This window comes from Floridaenema aerugineum BLCC-F46 (assembly GCF_041929345.1).
GTDB classification, from domain to species: Bacteria; Cyanobacteriota; Cyanobacteriia; order Cyanobacteriales; family Aerosakkonemataceae; genus Floridanema; species Floridanema aerugineum.
In genome coordinates this window covers 1-16,886 of record NZ_JBHFNQ010000230.1, presented here as the reverse complement: position 1 = coordinate 16,886, position 16,886 = coordinate 1, and the positions used below count along the sequence as shown (strand labels likewise).

The following is a 16,886-nucleotide window of genomic DNA, read 5'->3' as shown; positions in this document are numbered from 1 at the left end:
TAAAATAGTTAGGTTACAGAATTAGCGATCGATCCCCACAGGAGAATTGAACATGGTAACAATATCAGAAAATCGGCAAGCTCAACCCATTAAAAATCTACCTGATGGCCCGAAAGTTTCCCGATTTATTCAAACAATCCGTGCCATTTTCCAACCATTTAAATACCTAGAAAAATACGCCCAAGAATACGGAGATTTTTATACATCAAAATTTGCCGGATTTCCCACCCAAGTAGTTATTAGTAATCCCCAAGCAATTCAAGAAATCTTTACCGCCGACTCCAAAACCTTTAATTCTGCTAAAGGGAACGAAGTTGTCCGCCCTTTACTAGGCGATTATTCTCTCACCTTGCATGATGGCAATTATCATCAACAGCAAAGAAAACTGTTGCTTCCCTCATTTCATGGCGAAAGAATGAAAGCCTATGGTAACACTATTTGCGAACTTACCGAACAAGTAATTAACCAATGGCAAGTTGGGCAACTTTTTTCAGCGCGGGAAGCAATGCAACAAATTTCCTTAAGGGTAATTTTACGCAGCATCTTTGGTTTAGATGAAGGAGAACGTTACTACCAACTCCGCGAACTAATGGGGACACTTATAGAAACAATTGGCTCACCTTTAAGGTCTACTTTTATTCTGTTACCATTATTGCAAAAAGACTTAGGTGCATGGAGTCCTTGGGGTCAATTTATCCGCCAAAAACAGCAAATTAACGAATTACTTAATGCGGAAATTCGAGAAAGAAAAGCAGCTAACGACTTCTCAGGCGAAGACATTCTCACATTAATGATGTTGGCAAAAGACGAAGCCGGACAACCAATGACAGAAGCCGAATTAAGAGATGAATTAATGACGCTTTTGTTTGCCGGACATGAAACCACAGCCACAGCCTTAGCTTGGGCATTATACTGGATTCATCATCTCCCAGAAGTCAAAGAAAAATTACTCAATGAGTTAAATTCCCTTGGCGAAAATCCCGACTTAATGGCAATTACAAAACTACCTTACCTCAACGCTGTTTGTTGCGAAACCCTGCGAATTTACCCAGTAGTTTTATTTAGTTTTCCTCGGATTGTCCAAGCACCAATCAAGATTATGGACTATGAGTTTCAGCCGGGAACTATACTCGCACCCTGCATTTATTTAGTACATCATCGAGAAGACTTATACCCGCAATCCAAACAATTTAAACCAGAACGTTTTTTGGAAAGGCAATTTTCCCCTTATGAATTTTTCCCCTTTGGTGGTGGAAATCGTCGCTGTATAGGAATGGCATTTGCCATGTTTGAAATGAAATTAGTTTTAGCAACAATATTACGCCGCACAGAACTAAAACTTGCCGAAAATCGTCCCGTATTACCTGCACGTCGCGGCATCACAATGGCACCAGCCGGAGGTGTGAAAATGGTAGTAACTAAAGTGTGAAATAAATGTTTGTTGTGAGGACTTTAGTCCTTTTAGTCATTGGTCATTAGTTGGGCCTTAAATGCTTAATGAACAATGGCTGATGACAATTTTTTTGTTGGGGGTTTGTTGATTTTTCACGACTTTACTTTTTCCCAAGTTCCACAAGGAATAAAATGACTAAATAAAGCTACATAAGTATCAGCAACATGATGATAAGCAATCCCACCATAACCCCCATAACGAATGTGATACTCAGATAACAAATTCTGTTCGTATAAATCATATAATGTGTTAATAAATCATTGAGGTGATTGCGAGTTGGACGATTTGGTAATTGTTTGAGGTCATTATAAGGACTGCGAAGATGCACTGAATGACTCTTTAACAAGTTATCCAAACGCTCAATGTACTCCTGATTTAATCGGCTAATTACTAGCAAAAAAAGTTTGGCTCTCCCGTACTTGTGGTGATAAGTAAACCTGATTGTTTTGTGAAGTACTTGATTTACAAGGAATCCCAGTCCCTAGTCCCCAGTCCCCAGTCCCCAAAACTAGGATTTTCCACCACAAGTACGGGAGAGCCAAAAGCGCCTACAACGCAAAAGTTTTAGCAAATGCTTGTAGACGTTTTCATAAGTTAAAACCCAGTTAGTTAAAGGGAATACTGAGTTAATTAATCACAGAATTTAGGATGCGAGGGCAACTTCTACCTTTTGTTGTAATTCCCCATTTTGAAAAAGCTCAATCATCACATCTGAGCCACCAACGAATTCACCATTGATGTAAACTTGGGGAATAGTAGGCCAGTTAGAATACTCTTTAATTCCTTGACGGATTTCAGGATCGGCTAACACATCTACAGTTTGGTATGGTACTCCCAATGTGTTGAGAATTTGTACCACATTGTTGGAGAAACCGCACTGGGGCATGAGTTTGTTGCCCTTCATGAATACTAAAACCTTATTGTCTTTGACTAACTTATCAATCCGGTCTTTGAGTTCTGGTGTCATAGTTGTTTAGTAAGTTCGCGCAGAGTCGAGCTAATTGCGATCGCCTTAATTAGAATGTTACAACTTGCTTTGGGTTGCGCCCAAGTGGATGTAAATTCTACCGTAACTTTGTTAGTTTAACGATAACATCCAGCTTGGTCAAGCAAACCAAGCTACAGTTTAAGATTTTGGGGTAGAGGTTTTTAGTGCTAAGGCGTGGATAGCCTCAGTAGACATTGCCTGTTGTAAGGCACCATAAACCATTTGATGCTGTTGAACTAGCCCTTTACCTGCGAACATCGAAGAAACGACACTAACTTGATAGTGATCTCCACCACCAGTCAAGTCTTGCACTTCCACTTTGGCATCAGGCATTTGTGCCACAATCATCTCTTTAACCTGTTCTGGGCTAATCATGCAATTCCTCTCACGTAACAAAGATTTGAGCGTTTGTTTTTAGTGTAGATTAAATTATTGGGTTGATGAAGTAGGTTGGCGATCGCTATTACTTCTCGGATAAGGAGAATCCACAAAGCCCAGTTCAAATAGTTGCTGATAAGCCTTTTTACCTAAATCTCTTGTGGGATTTTGCGAGCGAATAATTTGTACCAGCAAGGGTACAGCTAATTCTGGCTTATTTTGCGCCCGATGTACCAATGCTAATTGATAGGTAGCCTCATCCCGCTTTTGGGCAGTCTCTACCGCGTTTTTGCGTTGGCTATCCGCAATGCTATTGTCAATTCCCGAAAAACTAGCCGCCAATTCTTGATAAAAATTAGATAACTGGTTAAAAACCTGACGTGCTTCTTGAAGTTTCTTCACTGCTAAATCATAATTTTGGGCAGAAACAGCACTACTAGCTTCAGCCATTAGTGTTTGCCCACCTGACAAGCTTAAAACAGTGTTCTCTTGACTTACAGTTAGTGCTTCATAAGCCTTTTTTCCTAACTCTCGCGTCGGATTTTGGGAACGAATAACTTGTACCAGCAAAGGCACAGCTAATTCTGGCTTATTTTGCGCCTGATGTACCAAAGCTAATTGATAGCTAGCTTCATCCCGCTTTTGGGCAGTGTCTACCGCATTTTTTCTCAGTTTATCCGAAATGCGGTTGTCAATTCCCGAAAAACTAGCCGCCAGTTCTTGATAAAAGTTAGACAACTGGTTAAACACTTGCCGAGCTTCTTGGAGTTTCTTCACTGCTAAGTCATAATTTTGAGCAGAAGCTGCACTACTAGCCTCAGCCATTAGTCGTTCTCCTCCCGGCAAGCTCAGTAAACTGTTATCTTGACTGAGAGGACGTAATTGGTTAGTGTCTGTCTCTTCCAAAGGCAGGGCTGGGGAAGGAGATGTGGGAGTAGCAGGTTGTTCTGTTTGGGCACTTACTGATAAAGGCAAACTAAAAGCTGCGATAAGTGCTAGAGAAGTCAAACCGCTAAGGCGAGAGAAGCGAACATTTGCAGGAAACACCATGAATTCAGCTTTTTTTCTTTGCAGAAATCTAGGATGAATATTAACTTCGGAGTATATTAACATTACCTGGTCGAATCAGGTTGGGATTTGAGTGTAACAACCTGAACAATTTTTGGTTTGGCGACGATCAAAAATACTTATCTTTAACTCAGGCTTTGATTGAGCGGGCATTGATAAAGCTTACTGAGGGAAGCTTGCAATTCCTCTGTTAAACGCTGGGCGCTGCGTTTGGCATTATTGCCTCGATAGTCAGCTACTTTGAGGGGAGAACCGATGTTAATGGCAACGTTGCAGCCACGATGGGGGATTTCTTGACTATACTTGATGGCGATCGGAATAACTCTAATTCCTAAATTACATTTACTGGCTTCTGCTTGCAATGCGATCCGAGCAAAACCAGGTTTGAGTGGTTGAATGCAGTTTTCCCGGAAAATATTGCCTTCGGGAAACATCACCAAAACTTTTTCCTCTTGCAGTAACTCAATGCCGTGACGGATGCTACTAATTCCGGGATGATCTGTATCTACGGGGAAACCTCCCATGCGACGGATGAACCAGCCTTGAATTCCTAACATTTCATTGGCAGAAACCATAAAATGCAGATCTCGACCTGTAATATCTCGTCCGGCTGCATATCCTAACGTAAATGGGTCCCAGCGAGAACGATGGGTAGGAGCAAATATTAAAGGCCCTTCTTTAGGGATATTTTCCCTACCCGTTACAGAAATTTTCCCAAAATAAACCGGAAGTACAATATACCTTCCTATAGGGTAAGCCAGAGAAGCTACCCAAGGAGAAACTTTAGAAGTAAGATTTGTCGGTGTGATGGTTGTCAATGAACGTGAGGGCGAATCAACTTGAGTCATCATACAAAAGATGGCTAGTAAATATATTTAATCATCCTAATTTCCACCGTAAAGTTTTCTGGCTGAATTGTCTCGGATGCAGGGACAGTTAAAATGCTGTCATTACTTTGCAAATCTCACTCTTTTAGACGATTTGCTGAGTTTTTGCATCTGTTATTTGTTTCTGGCTATGGTCTTTTTTGCTTAAACCAGGATTGTAACTGTTGACGACAGGGAGATTCTAAAATTCCGGCAAGTACGGATATGCGATGATTAGAGCAGGCGCTATCGGGAATGTTGGCTACTGTACGCACTGCGCCTGTTTTGGGATCGTCTGCGCCATAAACTAACATTCCTAATCTAGCTTGGACGATCGCACCTGCACACATCGGACATGGTTCCAAAGTAACGTAGAGGGTGCATTGGTTTAAATGCCAATCTTGCAAGGCTTTTCCGGCTGTTCTCAAGGCAAGAATTTCGGCGTGGGCGGTGGGGTCTTTGTCCCGTTCCTTGCGGTTCTCTGCCTCTGCTAATAAGTTACCATCGCCGTCAATAATTACTGCTCCTACGGGGACTTCTCCCGCTTCTCCCGCAGTTTGGGCGAGTTCAATGGCGCGACTCATCCATTTTTGGTGTGTTTCGTAGGTTGAGGGGGTCATTATTTAAATCCCTCAGACTGAAGTCTGGGGCTATACATACTAAGTCCGCCTGCGCGGACTAATTTTTTGGTTTTATGTGGCTGGTTGAGTTAATAATGGGTCTAGTTTGGCTTCGGTATCTAATTTGTAAATGTCGTCACATCCGCCAATGTGTTGATTATTAATAAATATTTGGGGAACTGTTCTGCGTCCGTTGGCGCGTTCTGCCATTTTGTTTCTCGCTTCTTCATCCCCATCTATTTTATATTCGGTATAATTTACGCCTTTCCACCACAGTAACATTTTGGCACGAATACAAAAAGGGCAAGTTTGCCAGGTGTAAATTTCTACGTTGGCTTTGATCCGTTCTGGGTGTCGTCCTAAAATTGGGTTGAGGAAGTCTAACATTTTGGTTTTCCTGAAATTAGAGGGCGTGTCTATTTTTTACCACAGATATCCACAGATGCACACAGATAAACACAGATGTGGATTTATATTTATGGTGTGAGATAAAGATTGATTTAATGAATTAGTTAGAAATGGGAGAAAAAGCTTTTTACAAGTCTTATTTTCTTCTGCCTTTTTATACTAGACATTCGCGGTTTTTTCCACTGTCAGACCTATTTCTTGCCCATAAGATAGTTCTAGCGTATGACCATCTGGATCTCGCAAGAAAGCCCAATATCCAACAGGATAACCAGAATCTTTGGGTTCTTCAACTAATATGCCTTCCTGACGAGCTTTGTCACAAAGGATATCCATTGCTTCCCGACTTTTACAACCTACTCCAAGATGGGCAAATGGAGAGAGAATTGGCTGCACTGATTGAGTTTGAATTAGTACAATTACAAATGGTCGAGTATTGTCACTTAGCCAAGCGACTGCTACCCCTGCGTTTGCATCAATGCGACGGTGAACTACCTGCATTTGAGCATAAGTTGAGTAAAATTCAATACTTTTTTCGATATTTGAGACAGGAAGTGCAATATGTGTAAGTCCAATATCAACCATGTTGGGTTCCTTGAGAGAGTTTGCCTTTATTTAGATTAGATCATCTTTAGGAAGTGGTAAAAATATGGTACTCATTGCCCAGACAAAGTAATTCTCTAAACTGTAGAACTGTGGAGTAGAATTTTTAGACTAGTCAATATGGGTAAAAAGAACCATAAAAAGGCAATTCGCAGTTTAAGGCAACCTATTGCTGAACATTTAGAAAAGATTAGAATAGAATCGGAAAAGGATTTTCCCGATCGAGGTTTAATAAGACATTGGGAAAATGAGATTCGAGCTTTTGAGAAAGGAATTCAGCAAGCTCAAAAACGTTTAGGTAAATAGTTATGCAATTAAGCGATCGCCCCCTTCCCATTAAAAGTCCTACTCTCAACACTTTAATTACAGAGTTGGGTGAAGAATGTACTAAAGTTCAAGCTTTGATTTATCAACTTCAGTTAACTAATCTCAGTGGAAAACAGCAAGCTGAAATTTTGGCGGAGTTGTTGGCTTGTGCTGTACATTTAAATGTTCATTGTGGGGAAGATTTCCAAAATTTGATTGCTGAAGAGATGGAAAGTTTGCCGGATGATGATGAGGAGTGAAGGTTTGGCGATCGCACTCCATTATCGCAGATTTATAACCTGCTATAATTAGCACTATTTCGCGGGTAATCCTGCCAGTTTTAGCGTTACTAATGTCATCTAACAGTTTAACACTTGCTTATGTGGCAGGATTGCTCTTTATTATGTAGTTTGCTGTCCGTAATTAGTATGATTATTATCCGTTTAATCAGCAAACTTGTTAATACAATTTTGTGTAAGGTGTTGATTACTTCATTATGTTGATTTGGAGGAACTTAACTTTTTTTGACCTAGCAAAGCAACACTAAAAATCATGGCTGTCAGCAAACCAAAAATCGAAGATGATTCAGGAACAGATTTACTTGTGGGAACCACTGCTTCTAAACGGATATTATCAAAGTAAACATCACCAAAAACTCCCCAAGAATAAGAGTAGTCTTCCAAAGTTAACTGAATGCTTTTATTTGTCGTAAATGTAATGGAGATTGGTTCCCATTTTCCTGTGTCGGGTAAATCAAAAAAATTCGATGCTAATTTAATAGAATATCTGCTTGTTCCTGCTAACCACAAATCTGCATCTCCTGATAATGTAGTGCGATATCCAACAAAACCTCCTAAATCATTTAGCCAACTACCGGGTTTTGGTAAACCAAGATAATCGAAAGATAATCGGTATATTTGCGAAGGACTACTGAAACTGTTTAGGGTAAAAATGTCGCCACCACTTTGGCGGCTATTAAAAGAAAGTGCCTTGTCATTTCCAAGAGGATCGTTAACTATTACCCCGGAATGTGTAGTGTTATTTTTTCCTGTCCATTGAGAGAGATTGGATTCAAAATCTTCAAAGAAAAGAGTGGTAAAACTTGCTGCTTTAGCAGGGTTATTTTGGATAACTACCAAAGATAAAACTGCGCCAGTAGTAGCAACTAAGAATTTCTGAAACTTGTGATTCAGCATAGGTTAAAACCAGTAAAAATTACTTTCTCAATTAGTTTAGGTTCGCTTCCCTAGCTGGCGATCGATCTTGATCCAGATGTGAAGTTTTATTAAGATGACTGACAAAGATTCTCTAAATGTAGGGTCTAATCATGAATTGACCTACAAGATATAGTGTTTGGTGGGACTCGCTGCGTAAGTCCTAATTAATTTTGGCGATAGACTCCGCCAGATGAGGAAGAGTAAACTATTTTCCCTTTATCCCAAGCAAAACCACGAATTTTGCGGCTGGCTGTAACTGCTAGAGTGAGTGCTTCTTTTAGAGATTGGTTATAGGTGATTAGCTTTTCCCTAAGTAATTTGTTTTTTGGTGCTTCCAGTTGACATACAAAGAGAGTTAAACCTAACCAAGAAAAGCCGACTTTATCCCAAACGAGTTTACTTTTTAGGTTTTCAACTTCTTTGAGTTTGAGTTGAGGATAAGTACCATCTTGATTGGACTTATCTAAAATCTCGGTAATTTGCTTAGTGGCTTGCCCCCACTTTTTAATCGGTACTTCATAGTAACTAAAAGAACAAGAGAAAGTCTCATTCTTTTCTTCTATTAAAGTTTGGGCGAATAAATCGTAAGCAGATTGAAAAGGATATTCTTTTAAAGTAACTTTTTGGAAAAACTTATACCATATTTGGCGGGGCATTTGGCGGAGCGGTTGAGGTAGCTTTTCTATGTGATTGGTTAAATCTTGCAACTTTAAATGGAAGCTTTTGACATATTTTTCTGCAACTTGGCAAAGTTCCCAACGAGCTATATACTGTTTTACCATCAATAAAATTAAATCTCGTTTATGTTGAGATATTTCTTTTCGATCGACAGCTTCATCAAGGAAATAACTTGGCTGGTTATGGAAATGCGATCGCCAAGTTTTAGCAAGTAAAATATTGTCTTCTCTGAGTTTATGCCATTCATTAATTTGGTCTGGGGTAAGAAGGTCTGGTTGGAACAGATAATCGCTAGGTAAATTTTCGAGAAGTTCGGCAATTTGTTCAATTATTTCGCTATCTTTTATGTTCATTGGTATAAACATCGCCTTTTTAGTTGATCTTACTACTCTTGCATCTGCCATTTCATCCCGCCCGGAAATCAATTTCCCGGCTAATAAGGGGCGGTTTTGTTGTAAGGTAATTTGTGAAACCAAAGGGTTATCTGCTAAACCCGCCCCTACAAGTAGACTGAAGATTTTAATTGTTAAGTTAGATATTTAGTTCTCTTCAGAGGAGTTTCGCTATTAGCCTGCGAATTGATTCGCAGGCGGACGTTGCGACTGGTGCAAGATATGAGTACAAAAAATTAGTAGAAGGTAGCATCCGATCGCAAATTTACCCACTCAAACCTCATCAGGATTTATACCCAAACTTCGCAATCTTTCTGCTAATCTTTCGGCTCTTTGTTCTGCTAATTCCCTTTGTCGATCGATCTCCACATAACTAACAAACTTTTGCCCATCAGGTCGATAAAGTTGTAACTCATTTTCTACTACTGCAAACCTAATTCCTAAACGAGGACTTACCCAACCTTCCATTGAGGGAATTTCACTTAGTTCTGTTTCAGATCTTAACCATCCCTCTAAATTGCCATTGTCAGGGTCATAAACATAGTATTCTTCCACACCGTAACGTTCGTAAAACCGAAATTTATTCAGCATTTTTCCGAAACGATTGCCAGGGGAAAGCACTTCAAAAACTACTTGAGGCGCAATATTATTTTCGCGCCATTGTTGGTAGGAACCTCGATCGCCTTTTGGTCTACCAAACACTACCATTACATCAGGTGCTTGCCGAATTGTATTATTTCCTTCGACGGGATACCAAAGTAAATCACCAGCAACAAAAACATCGGGATTATCTTTAAATAGCGAGTCTAATCCCCCTTGAATTGTCACGATATAGCGGAATTGTTTAGTATTATCTGCCATTGGCTGACCGTCGCTTTCGGGGTAAAAAATCTCTGGCTGACTCAGAGGTTGAATTGGTGCTGTCATGGGATGCCGACCAAAAGCCTTACTAAAATCAAAGATAACAGTATTAATTTTTAATTGCCGATCGCAAAGAGTCTACTTGAATCTGCAAAACTATCACCTCAACAAGTTATTAATGAGCAACAAAAACATTAGCATTTACCCAGTCCCCAGTCCCCAGTCCCCAGTCCCCAGTCCCCCAAGGCAGGCTTTAGAAGCAAAACTTTACAGAGGTATTACAAAGACGGTTCAGCAGAGGTATCCACGCTCTGATAGACTTGAAAACTGTTAGAGCCAGACGAACTATTGCCTAAATAAGCCTTGGGAGGACAGACCCCGTGTTGGAAAGTACGCTCGGATTGGAGATTATTGAAGTTGTTGAACAAGCGGCGATCGCTTCTTCTCACTGGATGGGTAAAGGAGAGAAAAACACCGCTGACGAAGTGGCTGTAGAAGCCATGCGGGAACGGATGAATAAGATACACATGCGGGGTCGCATTGTCATCGGAGAAGGGGAGCGTGACGAAGCCCCCATGCTTTACATTGGTGAGGAAGTGGGTATTTGCACCCGTGAAGATGCCAAAGATTTTTGTAACCCAGATGAATTAGTCGAAATTGACATTGCTGTTGACCCCTGCGAAGGTACTAACCTAGTAGCTTATGGACAACCAGGCTCAATGGCGGTTTTAGCAATTTCCGAAAAAGGTGGTTTGTTTGCTGCGCCTGACTTCTACATGAAGAAACTGGCTGCACCTGCGGTTGCTGCTGGTCATGTAGATATTAACAAGTCAGCCACAGAAAACCTGAAAATTCTCTCGGAGTGCATGAACCGTTCCGTTGAAGAATTGGTAGTAGTAGTGATGGATCGTCCCCGTCACAAGGAGTTAATTCAGGAAATTCGCAACGCAGGCGCAAGAGTTCGTTTAATTAGCGATGGTGACGTTTCTGCGGCTATTTCCTGCGCTTTTGCGGGAACCAATATTCACTGTTTGATGGGTATTGGTGCAGCACCGGAAGGTGTAATTTCAGCGGCGGCAATGCGCTGTTTGGGTGGACACTTCCAAGGACAGCTGATTTACGATCCAGAAGTGGTGAAAACTGGCTTAATTGGTGAAAGCCGGGAAGGTAATATTGCCCGTTTGAAGGAAATGGGAATTAATGACCCTGACAAGGTTTACAATGCCGATGAACTAGCTTCTGGGGACACTGTGTTGTTCGCTGCTTGCGGGATCACTCCCGGAACTTTAATGGAAGGGGTACGCTTCTTTCACGGTGGCGCAAGAACTCAAAGCTTAGTAATTTCTACTCAGTCGAAGACGGCTCGCTTTGTCGATACAATTCACTTGTTCGATAATCCCAAGAATTTGCAATTGAAATAGTCATCAAGAAAGGGAACGGGGAATAGGGAACGGGGAAGAGTTTTTTCTTTTTCCTGGTTGCCTTTCCTGGTTTTCTGATGTCTTCGAGTCACAAGGGGAAGGGTAAAGGTAAAGATTCTTTTCTAAACTTTACCTATTCCTCTTTTATCTTGTAATATATTCGGGTTTTCTGTCTGATTTTCCAGCTGCCTGATTTTTTTAAGATAGTAGGTAATTGGTAATCAGTAATGGATAATAGATAAGAATATCAGCCAATTACCAACTACCAAATTAACAGTTAGCCGTTAGCAATTAACCATTAGCAAATGAATATTGCAGTAGTAGGGCTTAGTCACAAAACAGCACCAGTTGAAATTCGTGAAAAACTGAGCATTCCCGAAGCACAGACTGAAAGTGCGATCGCGCAACTGAAAAATTATCCTCATATTGAAGAAGTTGCGATCCTCAGCACTTGTAACCGTCTGGAAATTTACGTGGTACTCTCAGAAACCGAACAAGGTATTTCTGAAGTGCGTCAGTTTCTCTCAGACTACAGCAAATTACCAATGGGTGAACTCAGAAGACATCTGTTCATTTTGTTGCATGAAGATGCTGTCATGCACTTAATGCGGGTATCTGCTGGTTTAGATAGCTTAGTCTTGGGAGAAGGACAAATTCTCGCTCAGGTTAAAAATACCCAAAAAGTTTGTCAACAATACAAAGGTGTTGGACGAATTTTAAATCAATTGCTGAAAGCAGCAATCACTGCTGGTAAGCGAGTTCGTACTGAAACTAACATCGGTACTGGCGCTGTTTCCATTAGCTCCGCTGCTGTGGAATTAGCACAAATCAAAGCTTCCTGTTTAACTACCAGTCGGGTAACTATTTTGGGTGCTGGGAAAATGTCGCGCCTTTTGGTACAACATTTAATCAGCAAAGGAGCAACACAAATTTCTATTGTGAATCGCTCTATGCAACGTGCCCAAGAGTTAGCTAAACAGTTTTCCGAAGTGGAAATTCAGTTACATCCGCTATCAGAAATGATGTCGGCTATTGCGTCTGCTGATATCGTTTTTACTAGTACTTCTGCAACTGAACCAATTTTAAATCGCTCTAAGTTAGAGCAGGTTTTGGATGGTAGTCGTTCTTTGATGTTGTTCGATATTTCTGTACCGCGCAACGTGGCTGCTGATGTTAATGAAATTTCCCATGTTCACGCTTTTAATGTGGATGATTTGAAGGCTGTTGTGGCTCAAAATCAGGAAAGTCGCAGACAAATGGCGCAGGAAGCGGAAGCACTTTTAGAGGAAGAAGTTGCAGCTTTTGATATGTGGTGGCGCAGTTTGGAAACTGTTTCTACTATTAGCTGTTTGCGCGATAAAATGGAAACGATTCGGACTCAAGAGTTAGAAAAAGCTCTCTCTCGTTTGGGTACTGAGTTTGCAGAAAGACATCAAGAAGTAATTGAAGCGTTGACTAGGGGAATTGTGAATAAAATTCTCCACGATCCAATGGTGCAGTTACGTGCCCAACAGGATATTGAGGCGAGACGTAGAGCAATGCAATCTTTGCAATTGCTGTTTAATTTGAGTACGGAAACTCAATCGGGTGAAGCGGTATAATTGAAAACTTCAGTTAGCTGTTTAATAACCATATAATTTTAGATTTTGGGTTTCGGGTTTTTGTGGGGAAAATCTGAAATCTGAAATCTAAAATAGTTTTTAGGGGTAGAGGAGATAATTTTTAATTAGAATAGTTGAAAAAGATTATCGTTAGATCCCCCCTAACCCCCCTTAGTAAGGGGGGAACTAGATTGAAAGTCCTCTTTAGTAGAGACTATCGGTTAGATCCCCCCTCACCCCCCTTAGTAAGGGGGGGAACTAGATTGAAAGTCCTCTTTTGTGAGGGGGAAACTAGATTGAAAGTCCCCTTTTGTGAGGGGGAAACTAGATTGAAAGTCCTCTTTTGTGAGGGGGAAACTAGATTGAAAGTCCCCCTTGGTAAGGGGGATAATGGGGGATCGAAAAGGCTAAAGTTTAATTTTTTGGGCTGGAATGTAATGCAATCTAACATTGAAAAACAAAAGTCCGATCGCATTTTCCGCAAATTTGCCCAAGTGATTTTATGGTTATTGGGTTTGTGGTTGGGTGTAGAGTTATTGTGTCGGCTAATAGCAGAGGCTTTATGGTTTGCTGAGGTTGATTTTCAAGCTGCTTTTTGGATACGGTTGTTTACTCAGCTGGGTTTATGGACAATCGCTCTTTTCTCAGTAAGCTTTTTGTTGTTTAATTTAAATATTGCGGAACGCCATCGTTATCCTGCGCCTAATTCGTCATTTCCTGAACCTAGAAAAAGTCCCGTTCCAACTAACTATCCAACTAAATATAAGATGGAAGACGATCGACTTAGTTTTAGTTTAGGTTTACGTTGGCTTTTAACTTTCACAATTGGCTTAACTTTACTAGTTGGATTATTACTTTTTCATTATGCTACAGTTGCCTTCAATTATTGGCAACCAAATGTAGATGTGACTGCTGTATCTACTACGATTCCTGCACATTTTGACGGAGCTTATGTTTGGAAAAATTGGCGCAATTATAGCAATTTGCAGTTGATTTTTCTGCCTGTTGTTTCTTTGTTAATTATTATTAAAGCTAGAATTGTTTTAAAAGCGATCGCCATCCTAATCAGTTTCAGTTTGGGAATGGTTTTATCGGCGCAATGGATAAAGTTTTTAGAGTATTTCCAAGCGCAAAGTTTTCGGATTACCGATCCTTTATTTAATCGAGATATTGGCTTTTATATTTTTGGTTTACCGATTTGGGAACTATTGGAATTTTGGCTAATTGGATTATTTGGCTTTGCTTTTGTAGCTGTTGCTTTAATTTATTTACTATCAGGGAATAGCTTAAGTGAAGGAAAATTTCCTGGGTTTAATAAGGCGCAACAAAACCATTTATTGTTACTTGGCGGCGCAGTCATGCTGTGCGTAGCTTATAGTTATTGGTTGCGGCGTTATGAATTATTGTATTCAACTCAAGGGGTGGTTTACGGCGCGAGTTTTACTGATGTAACAGTTCAGTTACCAATTTATACTTTGCTGAGTTTGTTGGCAATTGCGATCGCGTTTTTACTGCTTTGGCGATCGATTTTTCCAGAAGCAGCTAAACTGAGAAAAAATCAGCAAGGAAAACGCAGTAGATATTTTTTCGTTTCTACTGGTGCGCTATTACTATTTTTAAGCTTGTTTGTGTCTTCGTTGATCTTTCCTGAAGTTGTGCAAAAATTAGTGGTTCAACCTAACGAAGTAAGCAGGGAAAGACCTTTTATTGAAAATAATATTAGATTAACTAGACAGGCATTTCAACTCGATAAAGTTGAAGTAGAAACTTTTAATCCCCAAGGTGGATTAACCGCAACTGATATTGCTAATAACGATCAAACAATTCGGAATATTCGCCTTTGGGATACCCGTCCATTGTTAGACACTAATCGACAATTACAACAATTCCGACCTTATTATAGATTTCCCAGTGCAAATATCGATCGCTACACTTTAGCAACTACACTACCCAAAGAAACCGAGAAACGACAAGTAATTCTAGCTGCTAGAGAGTTAGATTATCAAGAAGTTCCCGAACCTGCTAAAACCTGGGTAAACAAACATTTAGTTTATACTCATGGTTATGGATTTACCATGAGCCCAGTTAATATAACTGCACCGGGAGGATTACCATATTACTTCGTTAAGGATATAGGTACAGTAACAAATAGCGGCAATTTGCAAACATCAGATCCGCTAATTCGTTACAGTATTCCTACTAGTAATCCGCGAATTTATTATGGGGAAATTTCTGATACTTATGTGATGACTAACACCAAAATTAAAGAGTTTGATTATCCCAGTGGAGATGAAAACGTTTATAATACTTACGATGGTTTGGGGGGAATTACAATTGGTGATGGTTGGCAAAAATGGGTGTTTGCTAAATATTTGAATGATTGGCAAATGTTGCTAACGGGGAATATTACTGAGCAAACTAAGGTGTTATTTCGCCGCAATATTAACGAGCGAGTGAGAGCGATCGCACCTTTTTTAAATTATGATCGAGCACCTTATTTAGTAGTAACAGATAATCCCCAAGAACCAGAGATAGCAAATAATACGAAAAACCATTTGTATTGGATTATTGATGCTTATACAACTAGCGATCGCTATCCCTATTCTGACCCAGGAGAAAATAAATTTAACTATATTAGAAACTCAGTAAAAGTAGTTGTTGATGCTTACAATGGTGATGTCAATTTTTATGTAGCTGATCCCGACGATCCAATTATTAAAAGCTTATCTGCTATCTTTCCAAAAATGTTTCAACCGCTGTATGCGATGCCTGCACCACTTCGCACTCATATTCGGTATCCGATCGATATTTACAGCATTCAATCGGAAAGATTACTCGCTTATCACATGACAGATCCCAGAGTTTTTTATAATCGGGAAGATTTATGGCAAATTCCTACAGAAATTTATGGAGGTAAACCACAGTCAGTCCAACCTTATTATTTAATCATGAAATTGCCCACTGCCAGAGAGGAAGAATTTATTTTATTACTTCCTTTTACACCTACAGCTAGAACCAACTTAATTGCTTGGTTGGCAGGTCGTTCTGATGGTCAAGAATATGGTAATTTATTACTGTATCAATTCCCCAAACAACAATTAGTTTTTGGCCCTGAACAAATCGAAGCTTTAATTAACCAAGATCCGGTAATTTCTCAGCAGATTTCCCTGTGGAATCGTCAAGGTTCAAAGGCAATTCAAGGTAATTTATTAATCATTCCGATCGAACGATCGTTACTTTATGTAGAACCACTTTATTTAGAAGCAGAACAAAATAGTGTACCAACTTTAGTGCGGGTAATTGTTGCTTATGAAAACCGCATTGTCATGGCAGAAACTTTAGAACAAGCATTGAATGCAATTTTCCAACCTAAACAACCAACTACCGCACCTATTGTTCGTCCGGTGGAAACTGTACCGTCAGAAAGTGTTCAATAATTAATTAAGTAGGTGTAAATAAATAAAGTAATAATAGTTATTTAAGGATGGGGCAGGCAGGATGCCCGCCCCACAAGAGTTTTCACTTTATTTATATCTACCTACTTATTACTTACTAACAATAATTGTCACGCCACTCACTCCCCAAGCGGTAAAAAATCCGCGAAATAATTCTTCACTAGCAGCACTCATTTCCCCATCTTCACCGATAATTCCCCCGGTAACTAATTTGCCGCGATCGCTCAAAAAACTCAACCGCTGTTCGCCATTTTCATCCTTCTGGATTAACAAACGACCTCTGGCCAAAATTTGACCAGCACTACTCGAAATTGCACAACGCATTGTTTATTTATTGTTCATAGTTCCTTGCTTATTTTAGAACAATCTTGCATCCAAAAAACCTGGTTTTTTTGAATGTACGTTGTTGCGCTTCAGCGCTCTTATCACAATCTTGCATCCAAAAAACCTGGTTTTTGAATGTACGTTGTTGGGGGGGAGGCGGGGTGTAAAACAAAAGTGGAGTTGGCGGGTGGGGCACCAACCACAAACCGACCGGGGGGTAAAAAAAAAAAAAAAATTTTTTTGTATAAAA

At 40.1% G+C, this 16,886-nt stretch carries 17 protein-coding genes and 1 pseudogene; 6 read left to right on the top strand and 12 right to left on the bottom strand.

Going from position 1 to position 16,886, the window contains the following annotated elements; genetic code table 11:
- Positions 1-52 precede the first annotated feature (52 nt).
- Positions 53-1,429, top strand: coding sequence for a cytochrome P450 (locus ACE1CC_RS32235; protein WP_413274524.1), 1,377 nt, complete (start codon positions 53-55; stop codon positions 1,427-1,429).
- A gap of 125 nt (positions 1,430-1,554) precedes the next feature.
- Here the strand turns inward: ACE1CC_RS32235 and ACE1CC_RS32230 are convergent.
- The 8 genes and pseudogenes from ACE1CC_RS32230 to ACE1CC_RS32195 form a co-directional block, all read right to left on the bottom strand.
- Positions 1,555-1,701, bottom strand: a pseudogene (locus ACE1CC_RS32230) (Tn3 family transposase); the annotation flags it as partial.
- Between the two features lie 395 nt (positions 1,702-2,096).
- Positions 2,097-2,420, bottom strand: coding sequence for a Grx4 family monothiol glutaredoxin (grxD, locus tag ACE1CC_RS32225; protein WP_413274523.1), 324 nt, complete (start codon positions 2,418-2,420; stop codon positions 2,097-2,099).
- A gap of 159 nt (positions 2,421-2,579) precedes the next feature.
- Positions 2,580-2,816 carry a BolA family protein gene (locus ACE1CC_RS32220; RefSeq protein WP_413274522.1) on the bottom strand — a complete coding sequence of 79 codons (237 nt, stop codon included), beginning with the start codon at positions 2,814-2,816 and terminating at the stop codon, positions 2,580-2,582.
- 54 nt (positions 2,817-2,870) lie between these two features.
- Complete coding sequence (locus ACE1CC_RS32215; RefSeq protein ID WP_413274552.1) at positions 2,871-3,374, bottom strand: hypothetical protein; 504 nt, start codon at positions 3,372-3,374, stop codon at positions 2,871-2,873.
- Between the two features lie 638 nt (positions 3,375-4,012).
- Positions 4,013-4,738, bottom strand: coding sequence for a lysophospholipid acyltransferase family protein (locus ACE1CC_RS32210; RefSeq protein ID WP_413274521.1), 726 nt, complete (start codon positions 4,736-4,738; stop codon positions 4,013-4,015).
- Positions 4,739-4,902: 164 nt separating this feature from the next.
- Positions 4,903-5,373 (bottom strand): tRNA adenosine(34) deaminase TadA, encoded by a 471-nt coding sequence (gene tadA, locus ACE1CC_RS32205; RefSeq protein WP_413274520.1) that lies wholly within the window; start codon positions 5,371-5,373, stop codon positions 4,903-4,905.
- Positions 5,374-5,445: 72 nt separating this feature from the next.
- Entirely contained in the window at positions 5,446-5,760 is a 315-nt protein-coding gene (gene grxC, locus ACE1CC_RS32200; RefSeq protein ID WP_413274519.1) for a glutaredoxin 3, read from the bottom strand.
- Between the two features lie 180 nt (positions 5,761-5,940).
- Positions 5,941-6,363: a VOC family protein gene (locus ACE1CC_RS32195; protein WP_413274518.1), complete on the bottom strand. Its 423-nt coding sequence runs from the start codon at positions 6,361-6,363 to the stop codon at positions 5,941-5,943.
- A 138-nt stretch (positions 6,364-6,501) separates the two neighbouring features.
- Between ACE1CC_RS32195 and ACE1CC_RS32190 the strand changes: the two genes are divergently transcribed.
- The gene (locus ACE1CC_RS32190) at positions 6,502-6,687 is read left to right on the top strand and encodes a hypothetical protein (protein ID WP_413274517.1); all 186 of its coding nucleotides are present in this window, start codon (positions 6,502-6,504) and stop codon (positions 6,685-6,687) included.
- Positions 6,688-6,689: 2 nt separating this feature from the next.
- Positions 6,690-6,947, top strand: a complete 258-nt coding sequence (locus tag ACE1CC_RS32185) for a hypothetical protein (protein WP_413274516.1) — start codon at positions 6,690-6,692, stop codon at positions 6,945-6,947.
- Positions 6,948-7,181: 234 nt separating this feature from the next.
- On the opposite strand, the gene ACE1CC_RS32180 is transcribed toward ACE1CC_RS32185, so the two are convergent.
- The 3 genes from ACE1CC_RS32180 to ACE1CC_RS32170 all read right to left on the bottom strand — a co-directional run bounded on the left by ACE1CC_RS32180 (position 7,182) and on the right by ACE1CC_RS32170 (position 9,901).
- On the bottom strand, positions 7,182-7,883 hold the full coding sequence (locus tag ACE1CC_RS32180; RefSeq protein ID WP_413274515.1) for a hypothetical protein: 702 nt from the start codon (positions 7,881-7,883) through the stop codon (positions 7,182-7,184).
- Between the two features lie 185 nt (positions 7,884-8,068).
- Entirely contained in the window at positions 8,069-9,058 is a 990-nt protein-coding gene (locus tag ACE1CC_RS32175) for a hypothetical protein (protein WP_413274514.1), read from the bottom strand.
- A 189-nt stretch (positions 9,059-9,247) separates the two neighbouring features.
- Positions 9,248-9,901, bottom strand: a complete 654-nt coding sequence (locus tag ACE1CC_RS32170) for a Uma2 family endonuclease (protein ID WP_413274513.1) — start codon at positions 9,899-9,901, stop codon at positions 9,248-9,250.
- A gap of 317 nt (positions 9,902-10,218) precedes the next feature.
- On the opposite strand from ACE1CC_RS32170, the gene glpX reads away from it, so the two are divergent.
- The 3 genes from glpX to ACE1CC_RS32155 all read left to right on the top strand — a co-directional run bounded on the left by glpX (position 10,219) and on the right by ACE1CC_RS32155 (position 16,294).
- Positions 10,219-11,256 carry a class II fructose-bisphosphatase gene (glpX, locus tag ACE1CC_RS32165; RefSeq protein WP_413274551.1) on the top strand — a complete coding sequence of 346 codons (1,038 nt, stop codon included), beginning with the start codon at positions 10,219-10,221 and terminating at the stop codon, positions 11,254-11,256.
- A gap of 305 nt (positions 11,257-11,561) precedes the next feature.
- A complete protein-coding gene (locus ACE1CC_RS32160) occupies positions 11,562-12,857 on the top strand; it encodes a glutamyl-tRNA reductase (protein WP_413274512.1) in 1,296 nt (431 codons plus the stop codon).
- Between the two features lie 437 nt (positions 12,858-13,294).
- Positions 13,295-16,294: a UPF0182 family protein gene (locus ACE1CC_RS32155; protein WP_413274511.1), complete on the top strand. Its 3,000-nt coding sequence runs from the start codon at positions 13,295-13,297 to the stop codon at positions 16,292-16,294.
- 108 nt (positions 16,295-16,402) lie between these two features.
- Here ACE1CC_RS32155 and ACE1CC_RS32150 read toward each other — a convergent pair whose 3' ends face one another.
- The gene (locus ACE1CC_RS32150) at positions 16,403-16,636 is read right to left on the bottom strand and encodes a hypothetical protein (RefSeq protein ID WP_413274510.1); all 234 of its coding nucleotides are present in this window, start codon (positions 16,634-16,636) and stop codon (positions 16,403-16,405) included.
- Between the last annotated feature and the right edge of the window lie 250 nt (positions 16,637-16,886).

Excerpts from the sequence above, each read along its gene's own strand:
- grxD (WP_413274523.1), bottom strand. The coding sequence starts at position 2,420 with ATGACACCAGAACTCAAAGACCGGATTGATAAGTTAGTCAAAGACAAT.
- ACE1CC_RS32180 (WP_413274515.1), bottom strand. The coding sequence starts at position 7,883 with ATGCTGAATCACAAGTTTCAGAAATTCTTAGTTGCTACTACTGGCGCA.
- ACE1CC_RS32160 (WP_413274512.1), top strand. The coding sequence starts at position 11,562 with ATGAATATTGCAGTAGTAGGGCTTAGTCACAAAACAGCACCAGTTGAA.
- ACE1CC_RS32155 (WP_413274511.1), top strand. The coding sequence starts at position 13,295 with ATGCAATCTAACATTGAAAAACAAAAGTCCGATCGCATTTTCCGCAAA.
- ACE1CC_RS32190 (WP_413274517.1), top strand. The coding sequence starts at position 6,502 with ATGGGTAAAAAGAACCATAAAAAGGCAATTCGCAGTTTAAGGCAACCT.
- grxC (WP_413274519.1), bottom strand. The coding sequence starts at position 5,760 with ATGTTAGACTTCCTCAACCCAATTTTAGGACGACACCCAGAACGGATC.
- ACE1CC_RS32220 (WP_413274522.1), bottom strand. The coding sequence starts at position 2,816 with ATGATTAGCCCAGAACAGGTTAAAGAGATGATTGTGGCACAAATGCCT.
- ACE1CC_RS32150 (WP_413274510.1), bottom strand. The coding sequence starts at position 16,636 with ATGCGTTGTGCAATTTCGAGTAGTGCTGGTCAAATTTTGGCCAGAGGT.
- tadA (WP_413274520.1), bottom strand. The coding sequence starts at position 5,373 with ATGACCCCCTCAACCTACGAAACACACCAAAAATGGATGAGTCGCGCC.
- ACE1CC_RS32170 (WP_413274513.1), bottom strand. The coding sequence starts at position 9,901 with ATGACAGCACCAATTCAACCTCTGAGTCAGCCAGAGATTTTTTACCCC.
- ACE1CC_RS32195 (WP_413274518.1), bottom strand. The coding sequence starts at position 6,363 with ATGGTTGATATTGGACTTACACATATTGCACTTCCTGTCTCAAATATC.
- ACE1CC_RS32235 (WP_413274524.1), top strand. The coding sequence starts at position 53 with ATGGTAACAATATCAGAAAATCGGCAAGCTCAACCCATTAAAAATCTA.
- ACE1CC_RS32210 (WP_413274521.1), bottom strand. The coding sequence starts at position 4,738 with ATGATGACTCAAGTTGATTCGCCCTCACGTTCATTGACAACCATCACA.
- ACE1CC_RS32185 (WP_413274516.1), top strand. The coding sequence starts at position 6,690 with ATGCAATTAAGCGATCGCCCCCTTCCCATTAAAAGTCCTACTCTCAAC.